This window comes from Bacillus sp. FSL K6-0993 (genome assembly GCF_037977205.1).
Taxonomy (GTDB): domain Bacteria; phylum Bacillota; class Bacilli; order Bacillales; family Bacillaceae; genus Bacillus; species Bacillus subtilis.
Genome location: NZ_CP150275.1, coordinates 1774316 through 1800313, shown reverse-complemented (window position 1 = coordinate 1800313; position 25998 = coordinate 1774316). Strand labels below are relative to the sequence as shown.

Annotated in this window: 2 protein-coding genes (1 of these 2 running past the window's edge); both read right to left on the bottom strand. The window is 46.7% G+C overall.

The annotated features are described in order from the left end of the window. A protein-coding gene (gene pksL, locus MHH79_RS09280) for a polyketide synthase PksL (protein ID WP_340035101.1) crosses the window boundary here: on the bottom strand, positions 1–10883 show its 5' portion. Its footprint begins 2752 nt before the window's first position; 10883 of the gene's 13635 nt are visible here — the first part of the coding sequence; its start codon is at positions 10881–10883; its stop codon lies off the left edge, out of view. Then, positions 10867–25998, bottom strand: coding sequence for a polyketide synthase PksJ (gene pksJ, locus MHH79_RS09275; protein ID WP_340035100.1), 15132 nt, complete (start codon positions 25996–25998; stop codon positions 10867–10869). The genes pksL and pksJ overlap by 17 nt, the downstream gene beginning before the upstream one ends.

Sequence of the window (25998 nt, the reverse complement as noted above, 5' to 3'; positions counted from 1 at the left end):
AGATGGCTGTACTCACTTTGAAGCATGCGGTATAAACCGGCCCGTGAAGCACCAGACAAAAGGACACCCTCATTTGCGTAGGCCTCCAGCCCCTTTGTTACACCCAAGATCGTCAATTGGTGCTTGCTTGTACGTCCTTGCTCGATCAGCTTTTGGAGCCAGTTTATCCAGCCCATAGAATGCTCATGGCTCGTTCCGCACCCGATCAGATCGATTGCTCCAGCAACGTGTTCATAGTCCGCAGCAGATACCCGATCCAGCTCTTGGCTGTCAAATATACGGTATGTCGAGAAATACGTCGAAAGCTCTTCCGCTAATGCCATTGTCTCCTCATTTGCCAAAATGGCGACGGTTTGATTCGTCATTTTGGCCGGTTCAATCGGACAAGGCTGCCACTGTTTACGCAGAAAGCAGCGCTTTGGCATCAGTTCGGAATGAGGCAGAGCTGTAGCAATGGTTTTGGGTTCACCTTCTTGAGTTGGCAGCCAGTAATACTCTTCCGCGAACGGATAAGCAGGCAGGCTGATTCGGTGAGGCGCGTAATCCCGATAAAGCTCATTCCAATCTATCTGCAGCCCTTTCACCCATAGTTCCGCTACTTTCTCCAGCCTTTTTTTCTCAATCCATGTTTGCAGCAACGCTTTGGCATCTTGATCCGTTTCAAACAGCTTGATTTCGCTCTTTTTCGTTTTCACGTGAGCAGCAAATATGCTGCTGTTCGGCATTTCAGCCAAATAATCATCTAAAGTTTTGATCAGCATTTCTCTCGAATCCGCCAAAAACGCCATGCGATAATCCATTGCTTCCCGGCCCGTCTGAAGTGTGTATGCCATATCCTCCAGATCGATATCTTCATTGGAAGTTACGAAATCTTTCATTGCTTCAGCATAGGCCTTCAATTGCTTCTCTTTTTTCGCTGAAAGTACAAATAATGCTGAGCGGTGCTGCTTTGTTAATGGATCGTTCCTCTTGTCAGGCTGATATTCCTCTATCACAATATGAGCATTCGTTCCGCTATATCCGAAGGAGCTCACACATGCTCTCCGCGGTTTTCCATCAGCCGTTTCCCAAGGCTTAAGCTCCGTATTTACGTATAAAGGAGAATGCTCAAATTCAAAATGCTCATTCGGTGTCGTGAAGTTCAATGTCGGCACAAGTGTTTTATGATTCATGCACAATAACACTTTTTGAACCCCGGCTACTCCTGCCGCCGCGGATGTATGGCCAATATTGCTTTTGACGGAACCGATTGCGCAAAACTGCTTTTTGTCTGTTTTTTCTTGAAATACGGTGGACAGAGCTTCTAATTCAATTGGATCGCCTTGTTTTGTTCCTGTGCCGTGCATCTCGACATAACTGATACTCTCAGGATGTATGCCGTATGTTTCATATATGTCTCTTTCCAGATCCATTTGGCTTTTCGCACTCGGTGCCGTGATTCCGTTTGTTTTCCCGTCCTGATTAATACCCGAGCCAATGATAATGCCATAAATATGGTCACGGTCCGCTTCTGCATCTTTCAGCCTTTTCAGAACCAGCGCACCCGCACCCTCGCCGGGCACAAAACCATTCGCGCTATTGTCAAATGCTTTACATTGTCCATCAGGTGAAAGCATGCCGGCCTCACACATACTGATGTAAGATTCCGGCGTCAGGTATAAGCTGACCCCGCCGACCAGCGCCATATCAATTTCTTTGTTTATAAGTGCCTGCCGCGCTAAATGTGTGCCGACCAATGAAGATGAACAAGCGGTGTCAATAGGAATCGCAGGCCCTTTTAAATTAAGAAAATACGGAATACGCGCCGCAGCGATCGCAAAGCTGTTCCCCGTGGCATTTGCTCTTGCCTGCCGATTCAGCATGACCCCGTATTCACTGCTCATAATGCCGAGATATACACCGCATTTTTTCTCATTTAAAGTTCGGGCGTTGTACCCAGCGTCCTCAAAGGCTTTATAGCCTTCCTGCAAAAAGATTCGATGCTGCGGGTCCATCAGTTCAGCTTCTGACGGCGGAATATTAAAAAACAACGGATCAAAATGTTCAATATCATCAAGCATCCCCATTGATTTGCAGTAGACTTTCCCTTTTTTGTTGAGGACAGGATCATAGTATTTGTCTACATCCCACCGTGATGTTGGAATGTCCCGAATGGCATTTCTCCCATGAACCAGGTTATCCCAGTACTCTCTTACATTACGAGCGCCCGGGTATCTTCCCGACATCCCGACAATCGCTATCGCATCCTCCGGGCGGTCTTGACGAACAGAGACTTGTTCCTTCTCATGTTCTTTCTTTATAGGATGTTGAACAGACTGTAGCGGTCGCTCTGCCGGCTTTGTATTAGATGGTGCTGCTGGCTTTTGCTGGGCTGCTTCGAAAGAGTCAGTATGCTCTATCTTTCTATCATGATGAGTTCCAAGCTCGGACTTTAGCATTTCGGCAAAATCACGTATCGTTGGATAATCATATACTCTGGTTACCGTAAAAGACGTTCCGTATTGCTTGTTCACCGCTTTTATCCATTCGAGTCCGGTAATCGAGTCCATTCCGATATCTATGAACGCTTCGTCAATATCCACCTCGTATGGCTCCATGTATAACACGTCTGCTATGCTTTCCCTCAATTTTTCATGCAGCGTTTCAATTGCTACAGTATATTGTCTTGATGCAGATATTTCTGCCGCTGCATATTGAATCGTTTCTTCAGCTTCCTCTTGCACTGGCTGATGATGTTCTAACGGCTGCAGAAATATATTAGCCGGTTTAGCAGCAGGTACCGCTGTTCTTTGTCTTATCGGCGTGTACGTCTCCGTTTGTTTTTTCTCCCCAGCTTGTGTGCTTAACTCGTGTGCTAAGTAAACAGCGAAATCACGTGTTGTCGGATAATCATATACCTTTGTGACATTTAGTGATGTGCCATACTGTTTATTTATTGCTTTTATCCATTCGAGCCCGGTAATCGAGTCCATACCGATATCTATGAATGCTTCGTCTGGATCAATCTCGTTTTGGTCCATGTACAGCACTTCCGCTAAGCCCGCTGTCAGTTCATCGCACAAGGCTTCCGCCGTGATCGTCTCTGTTTCTGTATCTGATGGAACCAGAGGTGCTGTCCGCTCCAAACGATCCTGATTGGTCATTAAAGGCTGTAACGTAATATTGGCAGGCTTGCCGCTGGCTTCTCTGGCTACAGACGGCTTTGGAATGACGGGCTGTACTGGAGCGAATGGCTCCTCCGTTCTTTTTTCCTCAGCCTTTGCATGTACGTCTATCCAATAGCGATCTCTTGCGAAAGGATAGACAGGTAAACTGATGCGCCGCGGTTTTTGATCCTGATATAGCGTGCTCCAGTCGATTCGCAAACCTCTTACCCACAGGTCTAAAACCTTCGCATATTTTCCTTTTTGCAGCCATGCCTCAATTGTTTTTGACATATCCTCATCAGCAGCAAAAGCAGCAATGGCTTCCTTGTTGCGCTTTACTTGTCCGCGATAGACATATTCACGATTTTCTGTTCCAGAGATACATTCATTGAGCTTTTCTTCAAGCTCCCGCATCGATTCCGCAACGAACGCCAGCCGTTCGTTCATCGCTTCCCGTCCGACTTGAAGCGTATAGGCAATTCGGTGTAAATCTGCTTCAACATATGTTTGGTCACGAATGGCATACAGCAATCGCTCCGCGCGTTTCTGAAGTCTTTCCTCATTTTTTGCTGAGAGCACAATGACAGCCGGCTGTTTCCTCGCTGGTAAACGTTCCTCCACAGGTTCCGGAGCATACTCTTCTATTAAAATATGGGCGTTCACACCCCCGGCACCAAATGAAGAGACTCCTGCGATTCTCGGTAATTCGATGTCTTTGCCATTGACACTGATGATCGGCCTCTTCCACTCTTCTAGCTCTTGCTGTACTTTAAACGGCGAGTTAAGGAAATCAATATTCGGGTTCAGCACGTTTGAATGCAAGGAAGGCGCAAGCTGCCTGTATTTCATTTGGAGCAATACCTTCGTTACTCCTGCGATACCTGCCGCACTCTCACAGTGCCCGATATTTGATTTGGCTGATCCTATTGCACAAAATTGTTTGTCATCGGTTTCTTGCGTAAACACTTTGGACAGCCCTGTGATTTCAATAGGATCACCGAGAGAGGTTCCCGTGCCGTGGGCTTCGATATAACTGACTGTCCGCGGATCAACCTTCGCTTCCACAAACGCCTTTTTGATGACATCTGCTTGGGCATTCGGATTGGGCACTGAGTATCCGTTTGTTTTTCCCCCGTGGTTGATGGCTGTCCCCTTAATGATTCCATAAATGTGATCACCATCTTCAACTGCTTTAGACAATGGCTTCAGAAGCACTGCTCCAACGCCTTCCCCTGGCACATAGCCGTCTCCGCCCTGTCCGAAGCTTTCACACCGGCCTTTGCTGGACATAAATTTGTTCTGCCCGAGCATCAAATATTTATTTGGATGGATTGACACATTCACGCCGCCCGCGAATGCCGCCTCACACTCTCCGCGCTGCAGGCTTTGGCAGGCCAAGTGGATAGCCGTTAAAGAAGAAGAACACATGGTGTCTAATGCAATACTCGGTCCATGAAAATCAAAATAATAAGATACCCGGTTCGCGATGGATGATGGATTTCCCGTTAAAGCCAGAGACCTTCCCCGCACCTGCTCTTGTGCCCCGTACAGCTGATATTCTTCGTACATGACACCCACATAAACACCGACGCTTCCGCCAAGCTCAGCATCACGCTTACGGCCGAGGTGCTCTCTTGTATAGCCTGCGTCTTCCATCGTTTCATACACGCACTGCAAAAATAAACGCTCTTGCGGGTCCATTAATTTTGCCTCACGCGGCGATATATGGAAAAACTGCGGGTCAAACTTGTCTACATCCTTCAAGAAGCCTCCCCACTTGCTGTAGGTTTTTCCAGGCTTGTCTTTATCTTCATCATAATAGAGACTGTGATCCCAGCGGTCTGCAGGAATTTCAGTAATACAGTCTCGACCGTCTCTCAGGTTTTCCCACAATTCATCAATGTTGTCTGCCTGCGGATAGCGACCTGAGATACCGATGATCGCGATTTCTTCCGTTTCCTTCTCTCTTAACTGCTTCTGCTCTTTATCTTGCAAAGGAAGAAATCCAGACTTTCTTGGGGTAACTGGGATTTCTTGTTTTTCAGGCTCTGATTTTCTTTCAACAGAAGGTTTTCCTGTTTCAATTCCCAAGATGTCCAGCAGTTTTTCTCTGCGGGAATCAATAAAATACCGTGTTAATGAGCGAATATCCTGATATTCAAAGAACAACGTCTTGGACAAAGAACCGAATACTTTTTCTAATTGACCCGTTACATGCATGATCATGATAGAATCGATCCCGTAATCCTCGAGAGGAGCTTCAGCATCAATCTGGCCGGCTGGCAGCTTAATCACCGAAGAAAGCACCTGTTTAAAATAGTTCTCCGCTTTTTCTCTTAGTATCTCTTCATCAATTTCCCCGATCAAGTCTGCTTTTTCTGCCTCCTGATTGAGACTGCTTTTTTTGATATTGTGAGATTGGCCTTTGCCATGTCCCGTTTCATGTAAAAATGCACGAATCCGATCAGTAACACCGGAAGCAACTAACACTTGCGGCTTTCCTGACGTCCAGCCATGATATAGCGCCTGAATCCCACGATCTGTTTCCATGGCCACCATGCCTGTTTCTCTTTTCAGCATCCTTGCAGTTTCCGCATCAATTTGCATGCCCCCGTCTTTCCACAGCGGCCAGCACACTGAAAGAGTTTTTCCGTAACGCTTGTGCAGCTCTGCTTGGCCATTTCGATATTCGCTGAATGCATTCATAAATGCATTGGCCATTGCGTAATCAGCCTGTCCCGCGCTTCCTACTGCTCCGGCACCTGAGGAAAAAAGGATAAAGAAATCGAGCGGAATATCTTTCGTTGCTTCGTCAAGGTGAATCAGTCCTGCTACCTTTGGAGCAAGAACGGTTTGAACCTCTTCTTTGTTTTTCTTCATAATGAAATTATCTTTTATTAAACCGGCGCTGTGAATGATGCCATCTAAGTCTCCGTAAACGTTTTGGGTTTCTTTTAATAAGGCATCAACCGTTTGTTTGTCAGCCAGATCAGCTTGTCTGTAAATCGCTTGGATGCCAAGTTTCTGTAAGGCTTTAAGCTTCTTCTTCTTCCTTTCATCAAGCGGAGAGCGTCCTGTCAGGATCACAACCGCGTCATTCGTTTGGTTCGCAATTTCAGTTGCAAAGATGAATCCAAGACCGCCTGCACCGCCTGTGATCAGATACACGCCTTTATCCTTCCATGGCATGTCAGCTCTTAGGTGCTCACCAGACACTTCTTTCCACTTGCTTACAAATCGCTTCCCTTGCCAGTGGCGGATATGCGTGTCACGCGGATAGCGTCTGTTTTCCTCCAATATTTCGAATAGGTCACCAGCTGACATCCCGGTCTCTATTTCGATCAACTGTCCTGTCAGTTTTGGATTTTCCAGTTCAGCCGTTTTGAGCAATCCAGTTAAGCCGCTTAATAGCTGAGGCTCGTCCAACGCAGGCACCGCCACTTGAATGAATGTATGTCCCCCTGTTTTTGAGTGCATTAGCTGTTTGATTTCTTCAAATAACTGTATGGCATAACCTTCAAACCGTTCATCAATTGTCTCTGTATCATGCTGCAGAACTGTACAGTCAAGATGATTTTGGAGGCTTTCCATTTGTTCTCCAACATCACAGACAACGACTTTATGTGTGTCGTACTCTATGAGCTCTTTCCTCTCTGCAGCACGTTCTTCCCAAATATGTTCGAACAATAGCGTGTCAGTCGCTTCAGAAGGACCTTCTTGATCTGTTTCTAACACTCTTGCAGAATAGCCCGTCAATCGCACGCAAACCTGCCCCTCTTCATTGCATAAATCGATATCAAGCTTCTGCATACGATCCCCAGCTGTACTGCCCTCGCTATATGTGATCCGCGCCCACATAGATGCCTCGCAGCCTTTGAAGATTTGGACATCCTGTATGGCAAAAGGCAGCATTGCCTTTCTGTCTTCTAAACTCGTAGCTCCTCCCAGCCTCAAACCGATAGATGCTTGAAATGCCGAATCTATCATGCTCGGATGCAGAATATAACAGTCTTTTGTATCAGAGATTACAGGAGGCATCGTCAATTTCACTAGAACTCCGTTTTCGCCGGCATATAGGCTGTCGATCGCTCTGTGGCTGTCACCATAATGAATACCCATTTCTGTATAAGCCTCGTAGCAATCAAAAGGTGACAGCGTCCGGCCATTATAGCTTGCCTTCATTTCTTCAATGTTGATAACCGGATTTTCACCAGCCTCACAAAGCACTGCACTCCCTTGCCCATATATAATCGGCGACTCCTCTGCGCTTTCAGGGTCCCGGCAGATTTCAAATGTAATCTCACCATTCTCCTCAGGATATAGACGTACATCTATATCTTTCTGCTGTTCCGTGACGGCGAACGGCCGGACCCAGACGATATTCCGGAGTCGGAATCCTGTCGGGAACTGATCCGCAGCTGCCCTTTCCACAGCTGCCCGAACCATCTCCAATAAAGCTGCGCCAGGTAAAACGTGTTCGCCCTTTATGACATGATCCTTCAAGAAAAATTCACGTCCTGTAAACACTGAACGGAAGCGGACACCTGATATGTCAGACACATTTTGATGCAGAAGAGGATGCAGGATGTGCCGCTCCTGTTTTAAACGATCAGTCTTTTTCTCCGCTTTCGGCACCCAATAACGCACCCTCTCAAATGGGTAAGTCGGCAGGCTGATCCGCTTTGGTTTGTTTCCCTCGTAAAGCAGCTTCCAGTCAACACCAGATCCGTTCGCCCACTGCTCCGCAATTTGATCGAGTTTTCTTTGCTCCAGCAATTTATGTACCGATTCGGCGGGACGCGATGGTTCGCTTCCTCTTGACACGCGGCCCTTCCAGCAATGCTGAATGGCTTTTCGTCCTTCTATAAAAGCCTTCAATTGGTCACTCAATTCTTGAATTCCGGATGCTAAGAAAGAAACCCGTTCTTCCATCGGTTCACGGCCTACCTGCAATGTATACGCCAAATCTCTAATCTGAATCCCATCATGAAGAAAATCCAAGAGACGTTTTGCATATACACGGAGACGTTCTTGATTACGGGCAGAAAGCGGAATAACTGCGGATATGTCAGAATCTGAGGACAAAGAAACGTCCTGCTCCGCTGCTTGAGGAATATATTCCTCAAGGATAATATGTGCGTTTGAACCAGTTGCTCCGAAGGAACTGATACCCGCCCGCCGCGGATAAGGGACCTCTTCCCCATTCTCCTTGATAACAGGCTGCTTCCACGTTTCTGTTTCGTGCTGTACATAAAATGGAGACTTTTCAAAATCAACGTACGGATTCAGTTCTTCCGAATGCAAAGAAGGCACAAGTTTTTGATGGTGAAGCTGAAGGGCAACCTTGCTTAAACCGCTGATCCCCGCGGCGGATTCGGCGTGCCCAATGTTCGACTTTACAGAACCGATTGAACAGAACTGCCGATCCTGCGTATATTGGCGGAACGCTTTCACTAATCCCTGTATTTCGATCGGATCTCCTAAGGACGTGCCGGTTCCATGGGCTTCCACATAACTGATCGTTCGCGGGTCGATTCCCGTTTTCTCCAAGCATGTCTCAATCAGATCAGCTTGAGAAACAGGGCTCGGCACTGAAATGCCGCTTACAGTGCCCACATGATTCACAGCACTTCCTTTAATAACTGCATAAATGCGATCTCCGTCTTCCTCTGCCTGGCGCAAAGGCTTTAATAAAACCGCGCCTATACCCTCGGCAGGCACATAACCGTCTCCATCCTTTCCAAACGTACGGCAGTGTCCGTCAGTGGAAAACATATCCCAGACCCCGTATGTCATATATTTATTCGGGTGCAAAGACAGGTTCACGCCGCCTGCTAACGCAACATCGCACTCACCGTGACGTATGCTTTCCAACGCCAAGTGCACTGCGGTCAAAGAGGATGAACATACCGTATCGACAGCCATACTCGGACCATGGAAATTACAAAAGTAAGAAACACGGTTGGCGATTTGCGCATAGTTAAGCGAGAGAGGAAACACATTTTCTGCTGATGCTTCTTCAGCTCCGACTAATGTATAATCCTTGTGCATGACGCCGGCAAAAACTCCTACATGCTGCCTTTTATTTCGTCCTTTAGGCTTGGCCAACGTCTTTGGCGTATAGCCCGCATCCTCAATCGTTTCCCAGCATGTTTCTAAAAACAGCCGCTCTTGAGGGTCCATTGTCTCCGCTTCTCTTGGCGTGATTCTGAAAAATTGGGGATCGAAGCAGTCGGGATCATCAATAAATCCTCCCCATTTGGAAATGTCCTTACCCGAAGGAGATGTGATTCCTTCAAGTCGCTGCCAATCCCAGCGCGACTCAGGAATCTCGCTAACGCAGTCCTTCCCCTCTTTCAGATTGTTCCAAAATTCATGAATATTGGCTGCCTTCGGATACCTGCCCGCCAAGCCGATAATCGCAATGTCGCCTGCTGCCTCAATAGGTGCAGGACGGGAAGCTTCAACAGTCTTACGATCGTTTATTGTGTCGGAAACGCGTTCTCTTTCATTCTGGCCAATGCCAAGGGAACCAGCGGCACTAAAATGCTCAGCATATTCCTCGGCAAGAAACGCTGACAGCTCCGCTATGGTGGTATGCTCAAACAGAAGAGTCGGCGAAAGGCTCTCACCGATCTTATCACTGATCGTTTCTACCACCTCAAGCAAGCCCGATGAATTCAGTCCCATTTGGTAATAACCGACCTGTTTTTCAACTTGTTCTACCGGCTTATTGATTTTCTCTGCGATTAATTGGCTTACGAACTGTTCAGCCCCGCTGTAGGAATTAACGGGAGAAGATACCATGTCAGCAGGTTTCTCACGCTCAGCAGTGTCCGCTCTTGTCATCTGTGTCTCCTGTGCACCTTGATGTTTTCCGCTAATCAGCTCCGCTTCTCGCACCAATTTGCTTGTAAAGTTTTTCAACTCAGCCACTTTTTCTCCCAACGCATTAAAAAACTCAAGTGTTACATAAATCAGCTCTTTTTCCCGCCGGACGGAGGAGCGCTTAATTCTCGTCATGCAATCCGACTGCAAAAGTGCAGAAGCGGAAAAGGATTCATAGAACAGAGGCAAATACAGCCTCTGTTCTCCTTTAAGCAAAGATGTGAGCAAATGATTGGCACCCACCCCGCTCCCGTCTATGAGAGTCGGGTGAAACATAAAGCCTTCTGCGTGAAGCATGGCTTCCGAACCGAGAGAAAGCTCAAGAAGGACGCCGTCTTCCTCTTCATAGATGCAGCCTTTTGCTTTCATATATTCGCTGTGCACCAATTCCTGACGTCTGCATTGTTCATATACATCATCAAGCTGAACAACGTTCTGTGCAGATGCTTTGATTTGACTGAGATCCAGTGTTTCTTCAAATATGGCTGGGGAGTCTGCGTACATATCAGCCTTCATATAGAGCTTTTCTTCTGAAGCTTCTTTCTCATCACGTTTTTCAATTCCCTTGGCTGTGATTTGCCACTGTCCTTCTTTTTTCTCCTCACATTGGATATTCAGAACAATTACTGCATCCTGTTCCGCCGTCAATGGCTGATAGATGGATAAATTCCGCAGCTGAAGCTCTGAGCAGGAGAAGCCGTGTTCTCTGAATATCTGGTAGATTATATCGATATAAGCCAATCCCGGCAGGACATTTTGTCCGTAAACCACATGGTGATAAATAAACGGATTTTTTAACGATAATGTGAGTTGTTTCGTTATCTTTTTCACGTTAGACCTCCACCTCATAAGTATCCCATATGTTTGCCGCAGTCATTTTCGAAGTCTCCGCTTCCAGCTTAGGCTCGCCTGGCGAAAGCATTCGTTTCTTTAATTGAGGAGGCGATATTGGACTGCGCTTGATGGCGTGTTTTTCATCTTTTTCCCACGCCTCTACGATGACATGGGCATTCGTCCCCCCATCGGCAAAGCAGTTAATAGCCGCAGTAGGCTGCGAATCTGTCCATTTTTCCAGGGCTCGGCTGAACGTGATGTTCGCTTTCTGTTGATCGAAATGCGCCATCTCTTTTTCACCTGATAAAAATGGGACAAAGCGGCGCTCTTTCAGCATCAGCACAACCTTAATGAAGCTGGCGATCCCTTCAGCACATAGCGGATGCCCGATGTTCGGCTTGATTGAGCCAAGAGAAAGAGGCGATGAGTGCCCAGAACGGTACACTGATTGGATCGCTTTTAGCTCAAGGAGATCGGTTACGATTGAACCTGACCCGTTTGCCTCAAGGTAGCTGATGTCCTCTGGTTTTTTTCCGCTTTTGAAAAGCGCATCTTTCATGACTTCCTTTTGCGCCTCAAGATTAGGTGTTGCAGGCCCCGCCGTTCTTCCGTCGTTATTGACCGAGGCCGCTTTCACGACAGCATATATGGTATCTCCGTCTTCCAGTGCCTGTTTTACGGTTTTTAGCATGACCATTCCGACGCCTTCACCTAACACAACTCCGTCAGCACGCTCATCAAACACATGGAAGGATGAATGCTTGCTTAAAATGCCGCGCCGGTCAAACAGCCTGTGAGAGGCATCTGAGCTCAGCAAGCTGACACCGCCGACTATGGCGGATTGAATATCTCCGCCACGCAGCGCCTGAATGGCCATATTCATGCCGACCAAAGCTGACGAGCATGCAGTGTCAACTACAACACTCGGGCCGCGGACATCAAAAAATTGTGAAAGATTAGCCGCTAAATAATTTTGGCCGACTGTCACGATCGGATTCTTGGCATGATCAAGGCTCTCTTCATCAGGTTTGTGCTGGCTTCTGCCTCCAATATAAACACCGACAGGCTTGCCCTTTATTTCCTCAGGCGTATAACCGGCGTGATACAAGAGTTTCAGACACTCTTCCAATACGAGCAGTGCTTGCGGATCCATCGCCCTTACGTCTTCTTCGTGAAGCAAAAAGAAATCAGGATCAAAATAGCTGACGCCATCAATCACGCCGGCATAATATGGCGTCTTACAGCCCCAACGCTCTGCCGGAATCGGGCCGATTGACGAACGCCCCTCGGATAGTAACGACCAATATGACTCCAATGTCTCTGCCCCAGGGAATCGGCAAGAGAGTCCGACAACGGCAATACCTTCAGCATGAGAGTCCGGTGACAAAATCGCTGGCGCCTGAATCTGAGGTGTAAGAGCTCGATCCTTCGCAGGAACAGATGCCTCCGCCTCTATTTTGTTCTCCAAAGGTGCTGATGCATCCGATATCCTTCCTCCGAATAAAGCGGACAGCCTTTTGGAATAAGAACCGATCAGCCAATCTGCGAACCTTTGAATTGTCGGGTATTCATATAGAATCGATGGATCGAGCGCTGCCTCTAATTTGCGGTTTATACGCTGGAGCACCTGTGCCAAAATGATCGAATCCACGCCATAATCCTGAAACACCCCGTCAATCTCGAAGTCTTCACGATCTATTCTCAGCTCTTCGGTAAACAGATCAACAAGCCAGGACTGTGTTTCAGATAATAATCCATCACATTTGGAAACTTCATCGGCCTCTTCAATGTCTCTGGCTGGCGGGCTCTGTAAAGCAGCTTCCTGCAAACCGCCCTCACGCGGTTTCCTCCTCTTCATCAGCAGTTCCGGCTCCCAGGTTGTTTGATTCGCCATTGCAGGGAGAACAACCGGTCCAAACATTTTCGATACAATTTGATCTAGAAAACGTAAGCCTTCTGAATTCGTAATGCTCAACAAGCCGCTTTCCCGATACGCTTGGTTTGTCACTTCACCCATACCGGTTTCTTTCCAGTTCGGCCACTGAACACTGATGATCGGCGCATGTTTCTGATGTGCTTCTGCAAAATAATCCATATAGCTATTGGCCATCGCATAGTCAGCTTGTCCCGCCGAAAGCTCCGGAATAATGGCTGAAACAGAAGAAAATAAGACAAAAAACTGTAAAGGCTCGTTACACACATGGCGATATAACGTTGTAAGACCTGACACCTTAGGTTCCATCACCCGCTGGATATCATCTGAAGTTTTTCGGATAAATGCCAGCGTATCCATATCCGTCAGACCTGCACAATGAATGACACCGCCAATCGGTCCTAATGTTCGCTTGATATGTTGCAGCGTTTGCTCAACCTGAGCATCATCAGATAACGTCAGCGACAGCATCTCCACCTGTACACCCTTCGCTTCCAGCTCCCGCACTGCCTGGATTTTCTGGGCAACTGATGTGTTCGAGGTGTCAAAACGAGCCCACTCCTCTCGCGGAGGAAGCTGTTCTCGTCCGGTCAGCACCATATTTTTCACTCCATAGCAATCTGCAAAATGACGGGCGCATAATAGTCCGATGCCGCGTGTGCCGCCTGTAATGAGAAGCACATGATCTTTCGGGAAGACCGCGCTCTGTTCCGTGGCCTTACCTGTTTCCGGATGAGCTTTTAGAAAAGCTTGATACCGTAAACCATCTCTGTAGCAAACCTCGGCATCATGAGAATCGGAATAAAACTCATCAGCGATCAACTTCGCGAGACGGCGATGATCAGTAACCTCTTCAGCATCCATATGCCTTGATATAAGATGGCTGTACTCGCATTGGAGCATTCGATACAACCCAGCCCGTGAGGCGCCAGCCATCCGGACAGATGTGTTTTGAAACGATTCGAGCCCCTTCGTCACACAAAGCAGCCTGAGCCCCTCTTTATGCCCGAATTCAACCAGTCTTTGCACCCATTCAATCCAATCCAGCCGGCCCTCATCATCCTTACCGCATCCGATGACATCCACTAGGCCGTCAAACTCTTTCCAATCAATGTCTGACTGATCATTTTCTATCCGGCTCACATCTAATAAGAGATGATTCGGAAAATACGAAGACACTTCTGCTGCTAAATCTGCTGTCTCTTGATTGCTCAGGATGGCAACAGTTCTTGTCCCCGGCACTGCTGAGCCAATTGGACTCAAACTCCATTGTTTCGTCAAAAAGCATGCGGCGCGATCTTCAATCGCATTAACCAGTTCTTTTTTGTCTCTTTCTGAATGTTCCTTTGCCGGCACCCAATAGTGATCCTTCGCAAACGGATATGAAGGGAGGCTGATCAGGCGCGGTTTGGTCTCTCCGTATAATGTGTTCCACTGGATTGAGACCCCTTTGACCCATAAATCAGCAAGTTTGGCGTATTTTCTTTTTCTGATCCAAGCATCAAGTGCCAACGCCATATCTTCATCTGCTGTAAAAATAGTCTGGGTCTCTTTATTTCGATGAGACTGTCCCCGGAAAAATTCGTCTGTTTCTTCCTTACCGTCAACAAACGCCTGCAGTTTCTCTTCAAGCTCCTGCATCGTCCCCGCAACACACGCCAGACGCTCATCCATTTCTTCGCGCCCGACCTGCAGGGTGTAAGCGATGCGGTGCAACTCCTGATCTGTATATTTTTTATTGCGAATCGCCTCAAGCAATTGCGAAGCACGATCTATCAGCCTGCTTTTATTTTTAGCCGACAGCACAATCACGTTTGGCTGTTCTGTAGCCGTGTGTTCTGAATTGTTTTTTTGCATATATTCTTCAACCACAATATGCGCGTTTACTCCGCCAATCCCAAACGAACTGATTCCGGCACGGCGCGGAAGCTCGTTTCCGTCACGATCTGTGACAGACTTCCATTCCTGTTTTTCCTGAACGATGTAAAACGGACTGTCAGTCAGCTGAAGATAAGGATTAAGCGTCTCGCAATGCAGGCTTTTCACTAACGTTTTATGCTTCATTTGCAAAAGCACTTTGATCAAACCGGAAATACCTGCTGCTAGCTCTAAATGACCGATATTGCTTTTAACTGAGCCGATGCCGCAACGGTGATCCGGAACATCCGGCTGGCTCTCGCCTCTTATATTGGATAGTTCCTTAAACGCGGCTTTCAGCCCATTTATTTCAATCGGATCGCCCAATTCCGTCCCTGTTCCATGTGCTTCGATATATGTGACAGTGCTTGGATCTATGCCTGCTTGGCGATATGCACGCACCAACAAATCAGCTTGTGCTTTCGGATTAGGCGATGTCAGGGTATTGGCTCTTCCGCCGTGATTTTCCGCTGTCCCCCGAATAACGCCGTAAATATGATTTCCGTCACGCTCGGCATCTTCCAGCTTTTTCAACATGACCATTCCGACCCCTTCGCCTCTGACATAGCCATTCGCATCGGCGGAGAAGGTTTTACACCTGCCGTCTTTGCTGAGCATACCAGCCTTGCTGTAGCTAATATGCGCCTCCTCGGTTAAGATCGTATTCACGCCTCCAGCGATCGCCATCTCACAATCACCGTTTTGCATCGCAGTCACAGCACGGTGAATGGCTACAAGAGAACTGGAACAAGCCGTCTCTACTGGCTCGCTCGGACCATGAATATTTAAAAAATAACTCATTCTATTCGGGCCTACCGAAGGAATCATATGACCTGTAGCAGCATGGCCTTCAATTGGAAGATTCGCTCTACGGAATAGATCTTTATAACCGGTGTTTCCCGTACCGATAAAGATACCGGTCCCTGTACCCGAAAGGCGTTGCGGCGAGCAACCCGCATCTTCCAGTGCCTTCCACACGTATGTCATTAACAAGCGCTGCTGAGGGTCTACATAATCAGCTTCTCGCGGCGAAATACCAAAAAACAACGGATCAAACTCTGCGACACCATCAATAAACCCGCCCCATTTGATGTCGGTTTTATTGACGTCAGTGTCTGGGTTTCCATAATGCTCCCGCCAATCCCATCGATCTTTTGGAACTTCTGTGATGCTGTCTTTTCCTCCTTCTAGGTTTTTCCAAAATTCATCTATATCCATAGCGCCAGGGAATCGGCCGCTGATGCCGACAATTGCAACCGGCTCAAAATCGGCAGCCTGCTTTTTGTTTCTTTCTGCTTTTGCAATAACAGGCTGTGTAAAGCGGCGCTTTCTACGTGATGTGATTTTCGGCGCTTCATGGGATATTGTCTGTAACTCTTCCTGCCGCTCTGGTTTTTCACGCTCCTGAACCAGGGTGTCCTCATGTTCAGCGGTCAAATATTCAGCCAGGCTTTGGATGCTTCCATATTCAAAGAAAATGGTCGGCGTTAGCTCCAACTGAAATTCTTCGTTGATCTTGTTTGTAAAGACCGTAAATGTAACGGAATCAAATCCGTATTCACTCAGCTCTGTATTGACATCAATATCTTCACTATTTACTTTTAAAATTGCACTGACCATATTGCTTAATGATGCCTCCAGGCTGCTTAAACTGTGCACTAAGTTTCTTCTTTCATCTATGCCTTTAGCAGTAGCATCTTGATTCCATTCGCCCTGATACGCAGCAACTACATATTCAGCTAGGCTTTGGACGCTGCCATATTCAAAGAAAATGGTCGGCGTTAGCTCCAACTGAAATTCTTCGTTGATCTTGTTTGTAAAGACAGTGAATGTAACTGAGTCGAATCCGTACTCATTCAGCTCTGTGTTGACATCGATATCGTCAGTGTTTACTTTCAAAATTGCGCCAACCATTTGGATTAAGGCTGCTTCCAATTTTCTAGTTTGTCCTTGATCCTGATCCGCCTTTCTCTGATCGTTCCGCTTGGCTTTCGATCCTGCGGAAAGCAGTTTTTGTTTCATTTTCTGAAGCTGTCCTTCCATCACAAAAACTTGCGGCCTATCAGATGCTATCCCTTGATAAAATGCTTTCAAGCCACTATCTGTCGGCATCGGGACCATTCCCGTCGTTTTCAGCATTCTCTTTTCATCTTCAGCGCCGACTTGCATACCGCCTTCTTCCCATAACGGCCAATTGAAGGAAATGGTGGAGCCGAATCTCTTTTTTGATGCCGCAAGAGAACGGCGGTATTCAGCAAATGCATCCATAAACGAATTGGCTGCCGCATAATCGGCTTGTCCAGCGTTTCCTAAACATCCCGAAACAGATGAGAAGAAAATGAAAAAGTCCAATGGGAAATCCTTGCTGCATTCGTCTACATGTAACAACCCGCTCACTTTTGGCTGCAACACTTCTTGAAACTCTTCATTCGTTTTATGAATGATGAAGTGATCTTTAAAGCTGCCTGCACCGTGAATAATTCCATTGAGAGTGCCATATCTTTCTTTGATTTCCTCAAAAAGATGACGAACCGCATGCTGATCACTTACATCAGCCTCTCGATAGACAACCTCCGCTCCGATGCTTCGAAGAGCCTCCAGCTCGTTTTCCTTATCCTCACTTAAAACAGATCGTCCCGTCAGCACAATAGTAGACCGGCCAGTTCGATTGGCAATTTCCTTTGCAAACAGAAGGCCTAAGCTTCCTGCTCCGCCTGTGATTAGATAAACACCCTCGTCTCTCCACGGCATGTGAAGCGTATCAGCTGAAGGAAGCACCATTTCCCTCCAGCCTTTCACAAAACGGTGTCCAGCCTCATATCGAATCTGTTTGTCAAATGGTCTCCGGCTGTCGTCTTTCAGCTTGAGGTGAAGGTCTATCATCTCTTCAGGTTTCTCAATTTCGATGACCTGAGCAGTCAGTTTGCTGAACTCTATTTCTGCTGTTTTAAGCAGACCGGAAACGCCGGCAAACAATTGCTTCTCTTTTTCCAGCGGAACAATCGCTTGAATGATGATACGGCCTGCAGAAAGCTCACGGACCTTGCTTTGCAGGAGTTCAAAAATGTTCTGCGTGTAACATTGATAACGTTCAGCAATATGTCCTACAGCTTCGTTCAGAGTAATCACACGGGCATCTTTCATGTGGGAGGCAATGCTGTCTGTAACACTTCGTTCAGTTTCGAAGAGAACAATGATATGCTCCGTGTACGAAGAATCTTCGTCCTCTCGTTCTTCATTCTGTTTTTCCCACACCGGTTCAAGCATTAAGCGTTCGTGCCGTGATGAAGGCTTTGAAGTATGAACCTCCCCTTCTAATACTCTCGTTGAGAATCCTTTGATCCTGACACATACGCTTCCACTCTCGTCAATGACATCAATATCCGCTTTCTGAACAACCCCTCCGGAGTGATCGCTGTCACTTAAGCGAGCATAAGCCCACATAGAAGAAGAACACCCTTTGATCACCTCAAGCTCCTCAAGCGCAAATGGCAAAATCAGCTTTTGATCCATCAATTCCTGCATGATGCATATTGTTGCTGTCTGCAAGGCGGAGTCCATGATACTTGGGTGCAGCACAAACTGTTCATTCGTTCCAGAAACGATTTCTGGAAGCTGCAGCTGCGCCAAAACCTCTCTGTTTCCTATATTCACATTCTTAATTCCTTGAAAGGCCGGACCATGGAACATTCCTCTGCTTCTGCCTTCTTCGTAAAATTGATCAGGCGACATCTTTCCTTTGCCGCAGCGGCGTGACATTTCAGTGAGATCTGCGACTGGCGTTTCGGCGGCAGATGCCAGCTCCGCACTGCCTTGACTATGAATAACAGGGTCGTCCCCGTCTTCCTGTGTACTGTAAATGTCAAAGGTGATTTTTCCATCTTCCTCAGGAAAGAGACTGATATCCACTTGAGCTGAATGTCTGTCAACCACAACAGGCTGAACCCAGACTGTATGATTCAATCTGATTCTGACATCTTGGCCAATTTCACTTCCTGCCGCCTGGTTTATAGCCGCGTACGCCATTTCAAGGTACGCAACACCAGGAAGCACAGGCTTTCCTCTTACCACATGGTCTCTCAGGAAAAATTCGTCACCAGTGAAAACTGAACTGAATTTCTGTTCAGAAAAATCAGATGTATTCTGATGAAGCAATGGATGAATAGAGCCGATCCCTGTCTGATTTCCGGATATCTGCGCCACCGGTTTGCGGTCATCCTGCGACGGCCAGTATCGTTCCTTTGCAAATGGATAAGTCGGCAGACTCATTCTGTTTGGGCGCTCACCCTTGTAAAGCTGCATCCAATCTATATGCGCTCCCTTGCTCCACATTTCTGCAAGCTTGTTTACTTTTCCTTTGGCCATCCACTTACGTATGAGTTCAGCGCTGTCCTCATCCTCCGTCAGCCATGAAACCTCTCTGGCATTGTGCTTACTTCCTTGAAAACAGCCTTCAATCGCTGTATTTCCATTGATAAAATCTGTGAGCCTCTGTTTTAACTCATTTACATGATCGGCAATAAAGACAACGCGATGCTCCATCGCTTCGCGCCCCACCTGAAGGGTATACGCAAAATCAGGCAGCTGGCTGTTCTCAAGCCCTCTTCTTTCTAAATAGGCCAGAATGTCTTCTGCATACTCTTGCAGCCTCTCTTTATTTTTCGCCGAGATCGGGACGATGCAGGTTCCGTCTATCTTTCCCTTATCTGAATCCCTTTTGAATTGTTCAAAAATGGCATGGGTATTTGTCCCGCCAAGCCCGAACGAGCTAAGTGCAGCCCTGTGCGTTTTGATCTCACGGCTTAACGTTTTCTTTTGATCGACGACGTAAAAAGGAGAGCTGGCTAAGTCTGTATTTGGATTCGGCTCCTTATAATTGATACTCGGTGCAAGCTCTTGATGATAAAGACTCATCACGACCTTAATGCAGCCCGCAAGACCGGCGGCTGTATCTAAATGTCCGATATTGGTTTTCACCGACCCAATGCCGCAAAATTGCGTTTTATTTGTATATTGCCTGTAAACGTTTGTTAAAGCCGCCAGCTCGATCGGGTCCCCCAGCTTCGTTCCGGTTCCGTGTGCTTCTACATAGCAGATGGATTCAGGCTGTATCTTCGTTTGATTCATGACCTGTTGGACCACGTCAGCCTGGCCTTTAACGCTTGGAGCATAAAAGCCGACTTTGTCAGCGCCGTCGTTATTTACACCAATGCCTCTCAGCAAGGCATAGATATGATCCCCGTCCTTTACTGCATCAGCTGCTTTTTTCAGCAATACAACAGCAACGCCCTCACCGCCTATCATTCCGTCAGCTGAAGCGTCAAAAGCTTTAATATGTCCATCACTCGAAAAGTTCAGCCCCGGCTGATGCACATATCCGATATTTGACTCGGTATGCAGCGTTGCACCGCCAACTAAAGCATAATCAGATTCACCCGACAGGAGGCTTTTATAGGCAGAATGCAATCCAATCAGAGATGATGAGCAGTTGGCATGGACGAAATAGCTTGGTCCTCTCAGCCCGAGCTTATGAGAAATCATTGTCGGAATCGTCCCGCTCTGTGCAAGCACCCACGAAACATAGCCGTCCGGCGTCTCCAGGCTCTCTGTTGTATCTGACGGCAGCAGCGCGCGATAAGAATTATTGCTTGCCGACATAAAAACACTGGTTTTCGGAATCTGTCTCGCAGCATAACCGGCATCTTCTATTGCTTTCCATGAATGAGTCAGCAGCATCCGAAGCTGAGGGTCCATAAATTCAGCATCTTTAGGAGAGATTTGAAAGAAGCTTGGATCAAATCTGTCTTTCCCCTCAATTGAAGCTTTAGCCGGGACATAATCGGCATTCTCCGCTATCTCCTTTGAAATGCCAAAGCGCTGAAGCTCTTCTTTATTGAAAAACGCAATGCTTTCCTTGCCGTCTCTGAGGTTCTCCCAAAATTCATCATGATTTTTTGCCCCTGGAAATTCACACGATATGCCAATAATCGCCACACTATCGTCATAATAGTCCGGGAGATCACTCATCTCGGTAGACTGATCTTCTATATGAGCTGGCGGTTCTATCGGCACATGGTCACTTGCATCGCCCATTCGCTGTTCAGTGATGTACTGGCTGATATTTTTAATCGTTGAATACTCAAACAGGTCTGTGACAGAAAACTCACAGGATAGTTCATGTTTGATGCGATCAGCCACAGTGACCGAGAGAAGCGAATCCCCGCCCACATCGAAAAATCCGTCATCCCATTCAATGTCACTCGTTTTCAGCACTTCCTGCCAAATGGTAAAAACAGTATCCTGAATGTTCTTAGGAGAGGTCTGCCTTTGCTTTAGCTGCTCCCCTGATAAATCGATATTCTTAAGGCTGTTTCTATCTATCTTTCCGTTCGGAGTTAACGGCATATGATCAAGCTGAATAAAATAAGAAGGCACCATATAGGCAGGCAAAGCGTTTTTCATAAAATGACGCAGCTCTCTCGCTGTGAGAGAAGCATTTGCATGTTTAGCTGTATAATAGGCAGCTAGGTTATCCATATCTGCGACCACAACGCATTCCAGAATGCCGGGATGCTCACTAAGCCTGCTTTCAATATCACCAAGTTCAATACGGAATCCGCGGATTTTTACTTGATTATCGATGCGGCCTATATATTCAATTCGCCCTCCCGGAAGCCAGCGGGCCATGTCTCCCGTTCTATAAAGCTTAGACCCAGGCTCAAAAGGGTTGTCAATGAATCTCGAATCCGTTAATTCTTCCTTTTTGTAGTAGCCCTTCGCCACACCGTCTCCTGCAATGCACAGCTCACCCGGGACTCCTGCCGGCACTGGCACGAGCTGAGAATCCGTAATATAGATTTGTGTATTGGCGATTGGCCTTCCTATCGTGGCATGAGAGCATTCATCGTTAATGCGCTGAACCGCTGACCAGATAGTTGTTTCGGTTGGCCCGAACATATTCCAGGCTTCGCTGCCCGTATGCAGAAAATATTGTTTTAATGTCTCAGGCAATGCTTCGCCTCCGCATAAAATTTTCACGTTCTCTTCATTTTCCCAGCCTGAATAAAAGAGCATCTTCCACGTAGCGGGGGTTGCCTGCATCACTGTCGGTTTGATCGTGCGGATGTCCCGTTTCAGTTTTTCAACGTCTTTTGTATGCTCCGTTTGACAAATATAGCAGTGTGCGCCCTTTATTAAAGGCAAAAATAATTCCAGAGCTGCGATATCAAAACAGTAGGTTGTGACAGCAAGCATTTTATCCTCTGCCGTAAGACCTGGTGTTTCCCCCATCGAAACGAGAAAGTTTGTCAAAGCTTTATGCGGTATCATGACACCTTTTGGCTTTCCTGTGCTGCCGGATGTATAAATGACATACGCCAAGTTTTCCGGCGTGACAGTGCGTGTAAGCACTTTTCGATCAGAGGCTGTTTGAGCAATATCATCCCAATCTTGATCTAAAAGAGCTGTTGTGACACCGTTCCAACTCAACGTATTTACTAATTCCGATGTCGTCAGTGTAATGAAAACTTCACTGTCCTCAAGCATGTATTCCAATCGTTCAGCCGGATAGGACGGGTCTAGCGGCACATACGCTCCCCCAGCCTTGAGGATCGCTAATAAACCCACTAGCATGTCCAGCGATCGATCCACATAGATCCCCGCCAGACGGTCAGGACCCACTCCATGCGCCTGCAAATAAATGGCCAGTTGTGTGCTTTTTTCATCCAGCTCCCGATACGTCAATGTTTGACCTTCATAGCTGACAGCCGCTCTATCAGGCGTCTTTTTCGCCTGCTGCTCAAACAACTCATGAAAAGTTATATATGGATACGTTTTTCCTGTGGCGTTCCATGTTTTGAGAATCATCTGCTTCTCTGCCTCAGGTAATAAAGAATACTCTTTTAAAGGCTGAGAAGGATTCAACATCGCCTGCTCTGTTACATAAACAAAATGGTCGAACATGGCGGATATAGAAGCCGCATCAAACAGCCCAGTATTGTACTTGATGTTCAGCTCCATTTTTTCTTCTGTTTCCCACAGTTCAAATACTAATTCGTATTCGCCCTCTTGGTGAATACACTCAACGAAATCGACAGAAAAGAAGTCAGCATAGCGGTTCAGCAAGCTTTGATAGCTTCCGGATTGAAGAAAATTCTGATAGAAAAAAGCGGTTTGAAATACCGGTGAACCTGCTTGACTGCGAGGAATATTCACATCCCTCACCATTTTTGGAAAAGGATATGCTGCATGATCAAGCCCATCCAATATCGTTAATTGCAATTTTGAAATAAAGCTAGAAAAAGTGTCTGCCGGGTTCAGCTCACTCCGAATCGGGAGCATATTGAGAAAATGTCCAATGGCATCATCAAATCTTTCTTCCGGCCTCACCATGGCCGGCATGCCGACGATCTGTTCCTTTTGGCCGGTGTAACGGCCAAGCAGCATCATATAGCAGCTTAAGAATACCGTCGTGACATTTACAGAATGCTCTTTCGCAAACGTTCTGACCTGATTCATGAAGCCGCTGGACAGCCGCCTGGTGTATGTATCCTCACTAAACTCAGAATCGACTGAACTTGCGCTGACCTTAGGCAGCTGAAGATTCGGCAAAGTTCCCGATAGCTGTTTTTGCCAATATGTACGATGCTTCACACCATCTTTGCCGGCAAGCATGTTTTTCTCCCATGCCGCAAAATCATGATAAATGGCAGGAGAAACAGCTTTTTCCGGATGCTGTCCTTTTAAAAGAAGCTGATAGGTATCAAACAGACTGCGTATAAATGTGACAGACGAAACTCCGTCAAAAATCAAATGGTGAATGACAACTAATAAAAAATGCTCTTGTTCAGATCTGGAAAAGCTCATGACACGCACTAACGGGCTGTTTTCCTTTACATACGGTTCCTTTACTTTCTTTCTAAGAAAAGCAGGAATATCAGACTCTTTCATACTTGAGATGTTTTCTGTCTTGATTTCAATTGAAAGCGCTGACTCATTTTTAAGAAATGGCACTCCGTCTTTCTCTTGGATGACGTGCTTTAAGATTGGGTGCTGATTCAATACAAGGCCGAAAGCCTGCTGTAATGTTTCAAGGTGGAGCCCTGACGAAAATTTAAAACAGAGAGGTACGTGATATGCACTTTTTTCGGGTGACATTTTTTGCAATGTCCATAATCCTTTTTGAACCTCAGAAAGAGGCTGAAAAGTTGCCTGACTCCTTTCCGGTCCGGTTTTATATGTGTCCGTGCCCTTTTTGTCAGCAGACGAGCTGCTGAGGTCTTCATGTTCTGATAGATAGCTGGCTAAGCGTTCAATTGTAGGATATTGATGTATCTCTCTGGCTGTTAGTTTGATATGGTAGTTTTTCTCGATCGATCGAATGAGCTTCATCATCTTGATAGAATTCACACCAAGACTTTGGATATTTGCATTTGGCTCCACCCAATCGCGGGAAACGTGCAGCTCCTCAGTCAAACAGGTGAGCAGATGCTTCTGTATTTCTTCCCTTACTCTTTTCACCTGGTCTGCTTGCTGTATGTCCTCATCCTGGACCGCATCGTTCATCCGATTGGGTTTATGTAGCAAGTGGTCGAACTCTCCATTTTCAAATGAAGTTTTTAGCTGGGTGCGCTGGATCTTTCCGATAGCCGTTTTTGGAATCTCTTCTTTTTGTACAGGCAGCAAATATTCCGGGGTGACTCCGATCACCTGTGAGACATGGGATTGTATGTTTCTAAGAAGCTGAGACATCTGCTCATCATTTAATTTTGCAGAAGTAACAAAGAAGATAGCCAGCTGATCTGTTGAATTCTGGCCCAGACGGACAGCGCAAGCAGCAGTATAAGAAGTTTCAATTTCAGATAATTCTTCAACTGCAGACTCAATTGCATGACTGTAATAATTAATGCCGTTAATGATAATTGCATCTTTCGTACGGCCTGTTATGGTTAAGCGCCCGTTTCGCAAAAAGCCAAGATCTCCGGTTTCAAACCAGCCGTCTTCTGTAAACACACTGTCATTCAAATCAGGCCGCTGGTAATAACCGCTAGTAACAGAAAGACCCGAGACTTGAAAACGGCCGATCTCGCCCTCTTCAACCAATTCATTATGGTCATTCACAATTCTCATAGAGAAGCCGGGGATTGGAGAGCCTATTTCAACAAAATGATCATCATCACTTGTTCCAGCCCGGGTAAATTCATGAGAAAAAATAACGCCCGATGAAGTTTCGGACATTCCCCATGCAGGTCGGATGGCGTCAGCAGGCAGTCCATGTGGTTCTAAAAGCTCAAGTATTCTGCGCCCTACCTTGGCTACCATTGCTTCACCGCCGTTGAGCATGTATCGCATTGAAGACAGATCCCATTTCCTATCTTTTATGTCTTCTGCAAAATCAGTGACCAGACCAAACGCAAAATTCGGCGCCCACGTAACAGAAGCTCGGTAATGATCAATCCAATCCAGCCATTTCAACGGCTCCATTAAGATTGTTTCGCTTGAGACGTTAATTTCCTGACAGCCAAGATAAACATCCCGCAAATGCAGCATTCCGATCCCTCCGACATGGTCAAACGGCATCCAGTTAAACGTAATATCCTCTCTGGTGAAGCCTTGCATTTGAATAATCCCTTTCACCATGCTCATAATGTTACGATGATTAAGCATAACTGCTTTGGGCGTTCCCGTACTGCCTGAAGTCAGCAATAAAAGCGCTAAGTCTTCGGGACTGGATTGATGCCAATCTGTGTCCGCTTCAGCGCTGAGCAGATCCTCTACAGCAATTGCCCTGAACCCTTCAAGCCCTTGTTCTTTTGCCCAATCGAGCATTTCCTGGTGCATCCCCCGGTCCGTAATCACCGCCGGCTTGTCAAGAAGCGTCCATGCGTCTTTCAGCTTTTGGGTGCCGCTGCTCGATTCAGCATACGTTGGCGGAACGGCTAATGGAGCCGGAACACCCCCTGTTAACACACACCCCCAGAACGCAGGGAGAAGCTGTGAATTGTCACCAAGCTGCAAAATCACGTTTTGTTTTGCTTTCAGGCCTGATTGGCGAAGCCCCTTCGCAATGCGCAGTCCATCATCCCATAATCGTCTGTATGATTGGTAAACTTCAGTCCCATCCGGCTGCAAATAAATGATTCCCTTTGTATCCCCAAGCTCCGCCGCCGTTCTGTATAAAACTTCAGGTATTGTTGCCGGCTGCTTTTCAGATATATGTAAAGGCTCCCCATGACTGACAGAAGGATTAGCTAATATACGGATATTATCATTATTTCTCAT

Bases quoted from the DNA above. Each gene is read 5' to 3' on its own strand.
- pksJ (WP_340035100.1), bottom strand. From the start codon at position 25,998: ATGAGAAATAATGATAATATCCGTATATTAGCTAATCCTTCTGTCAGT.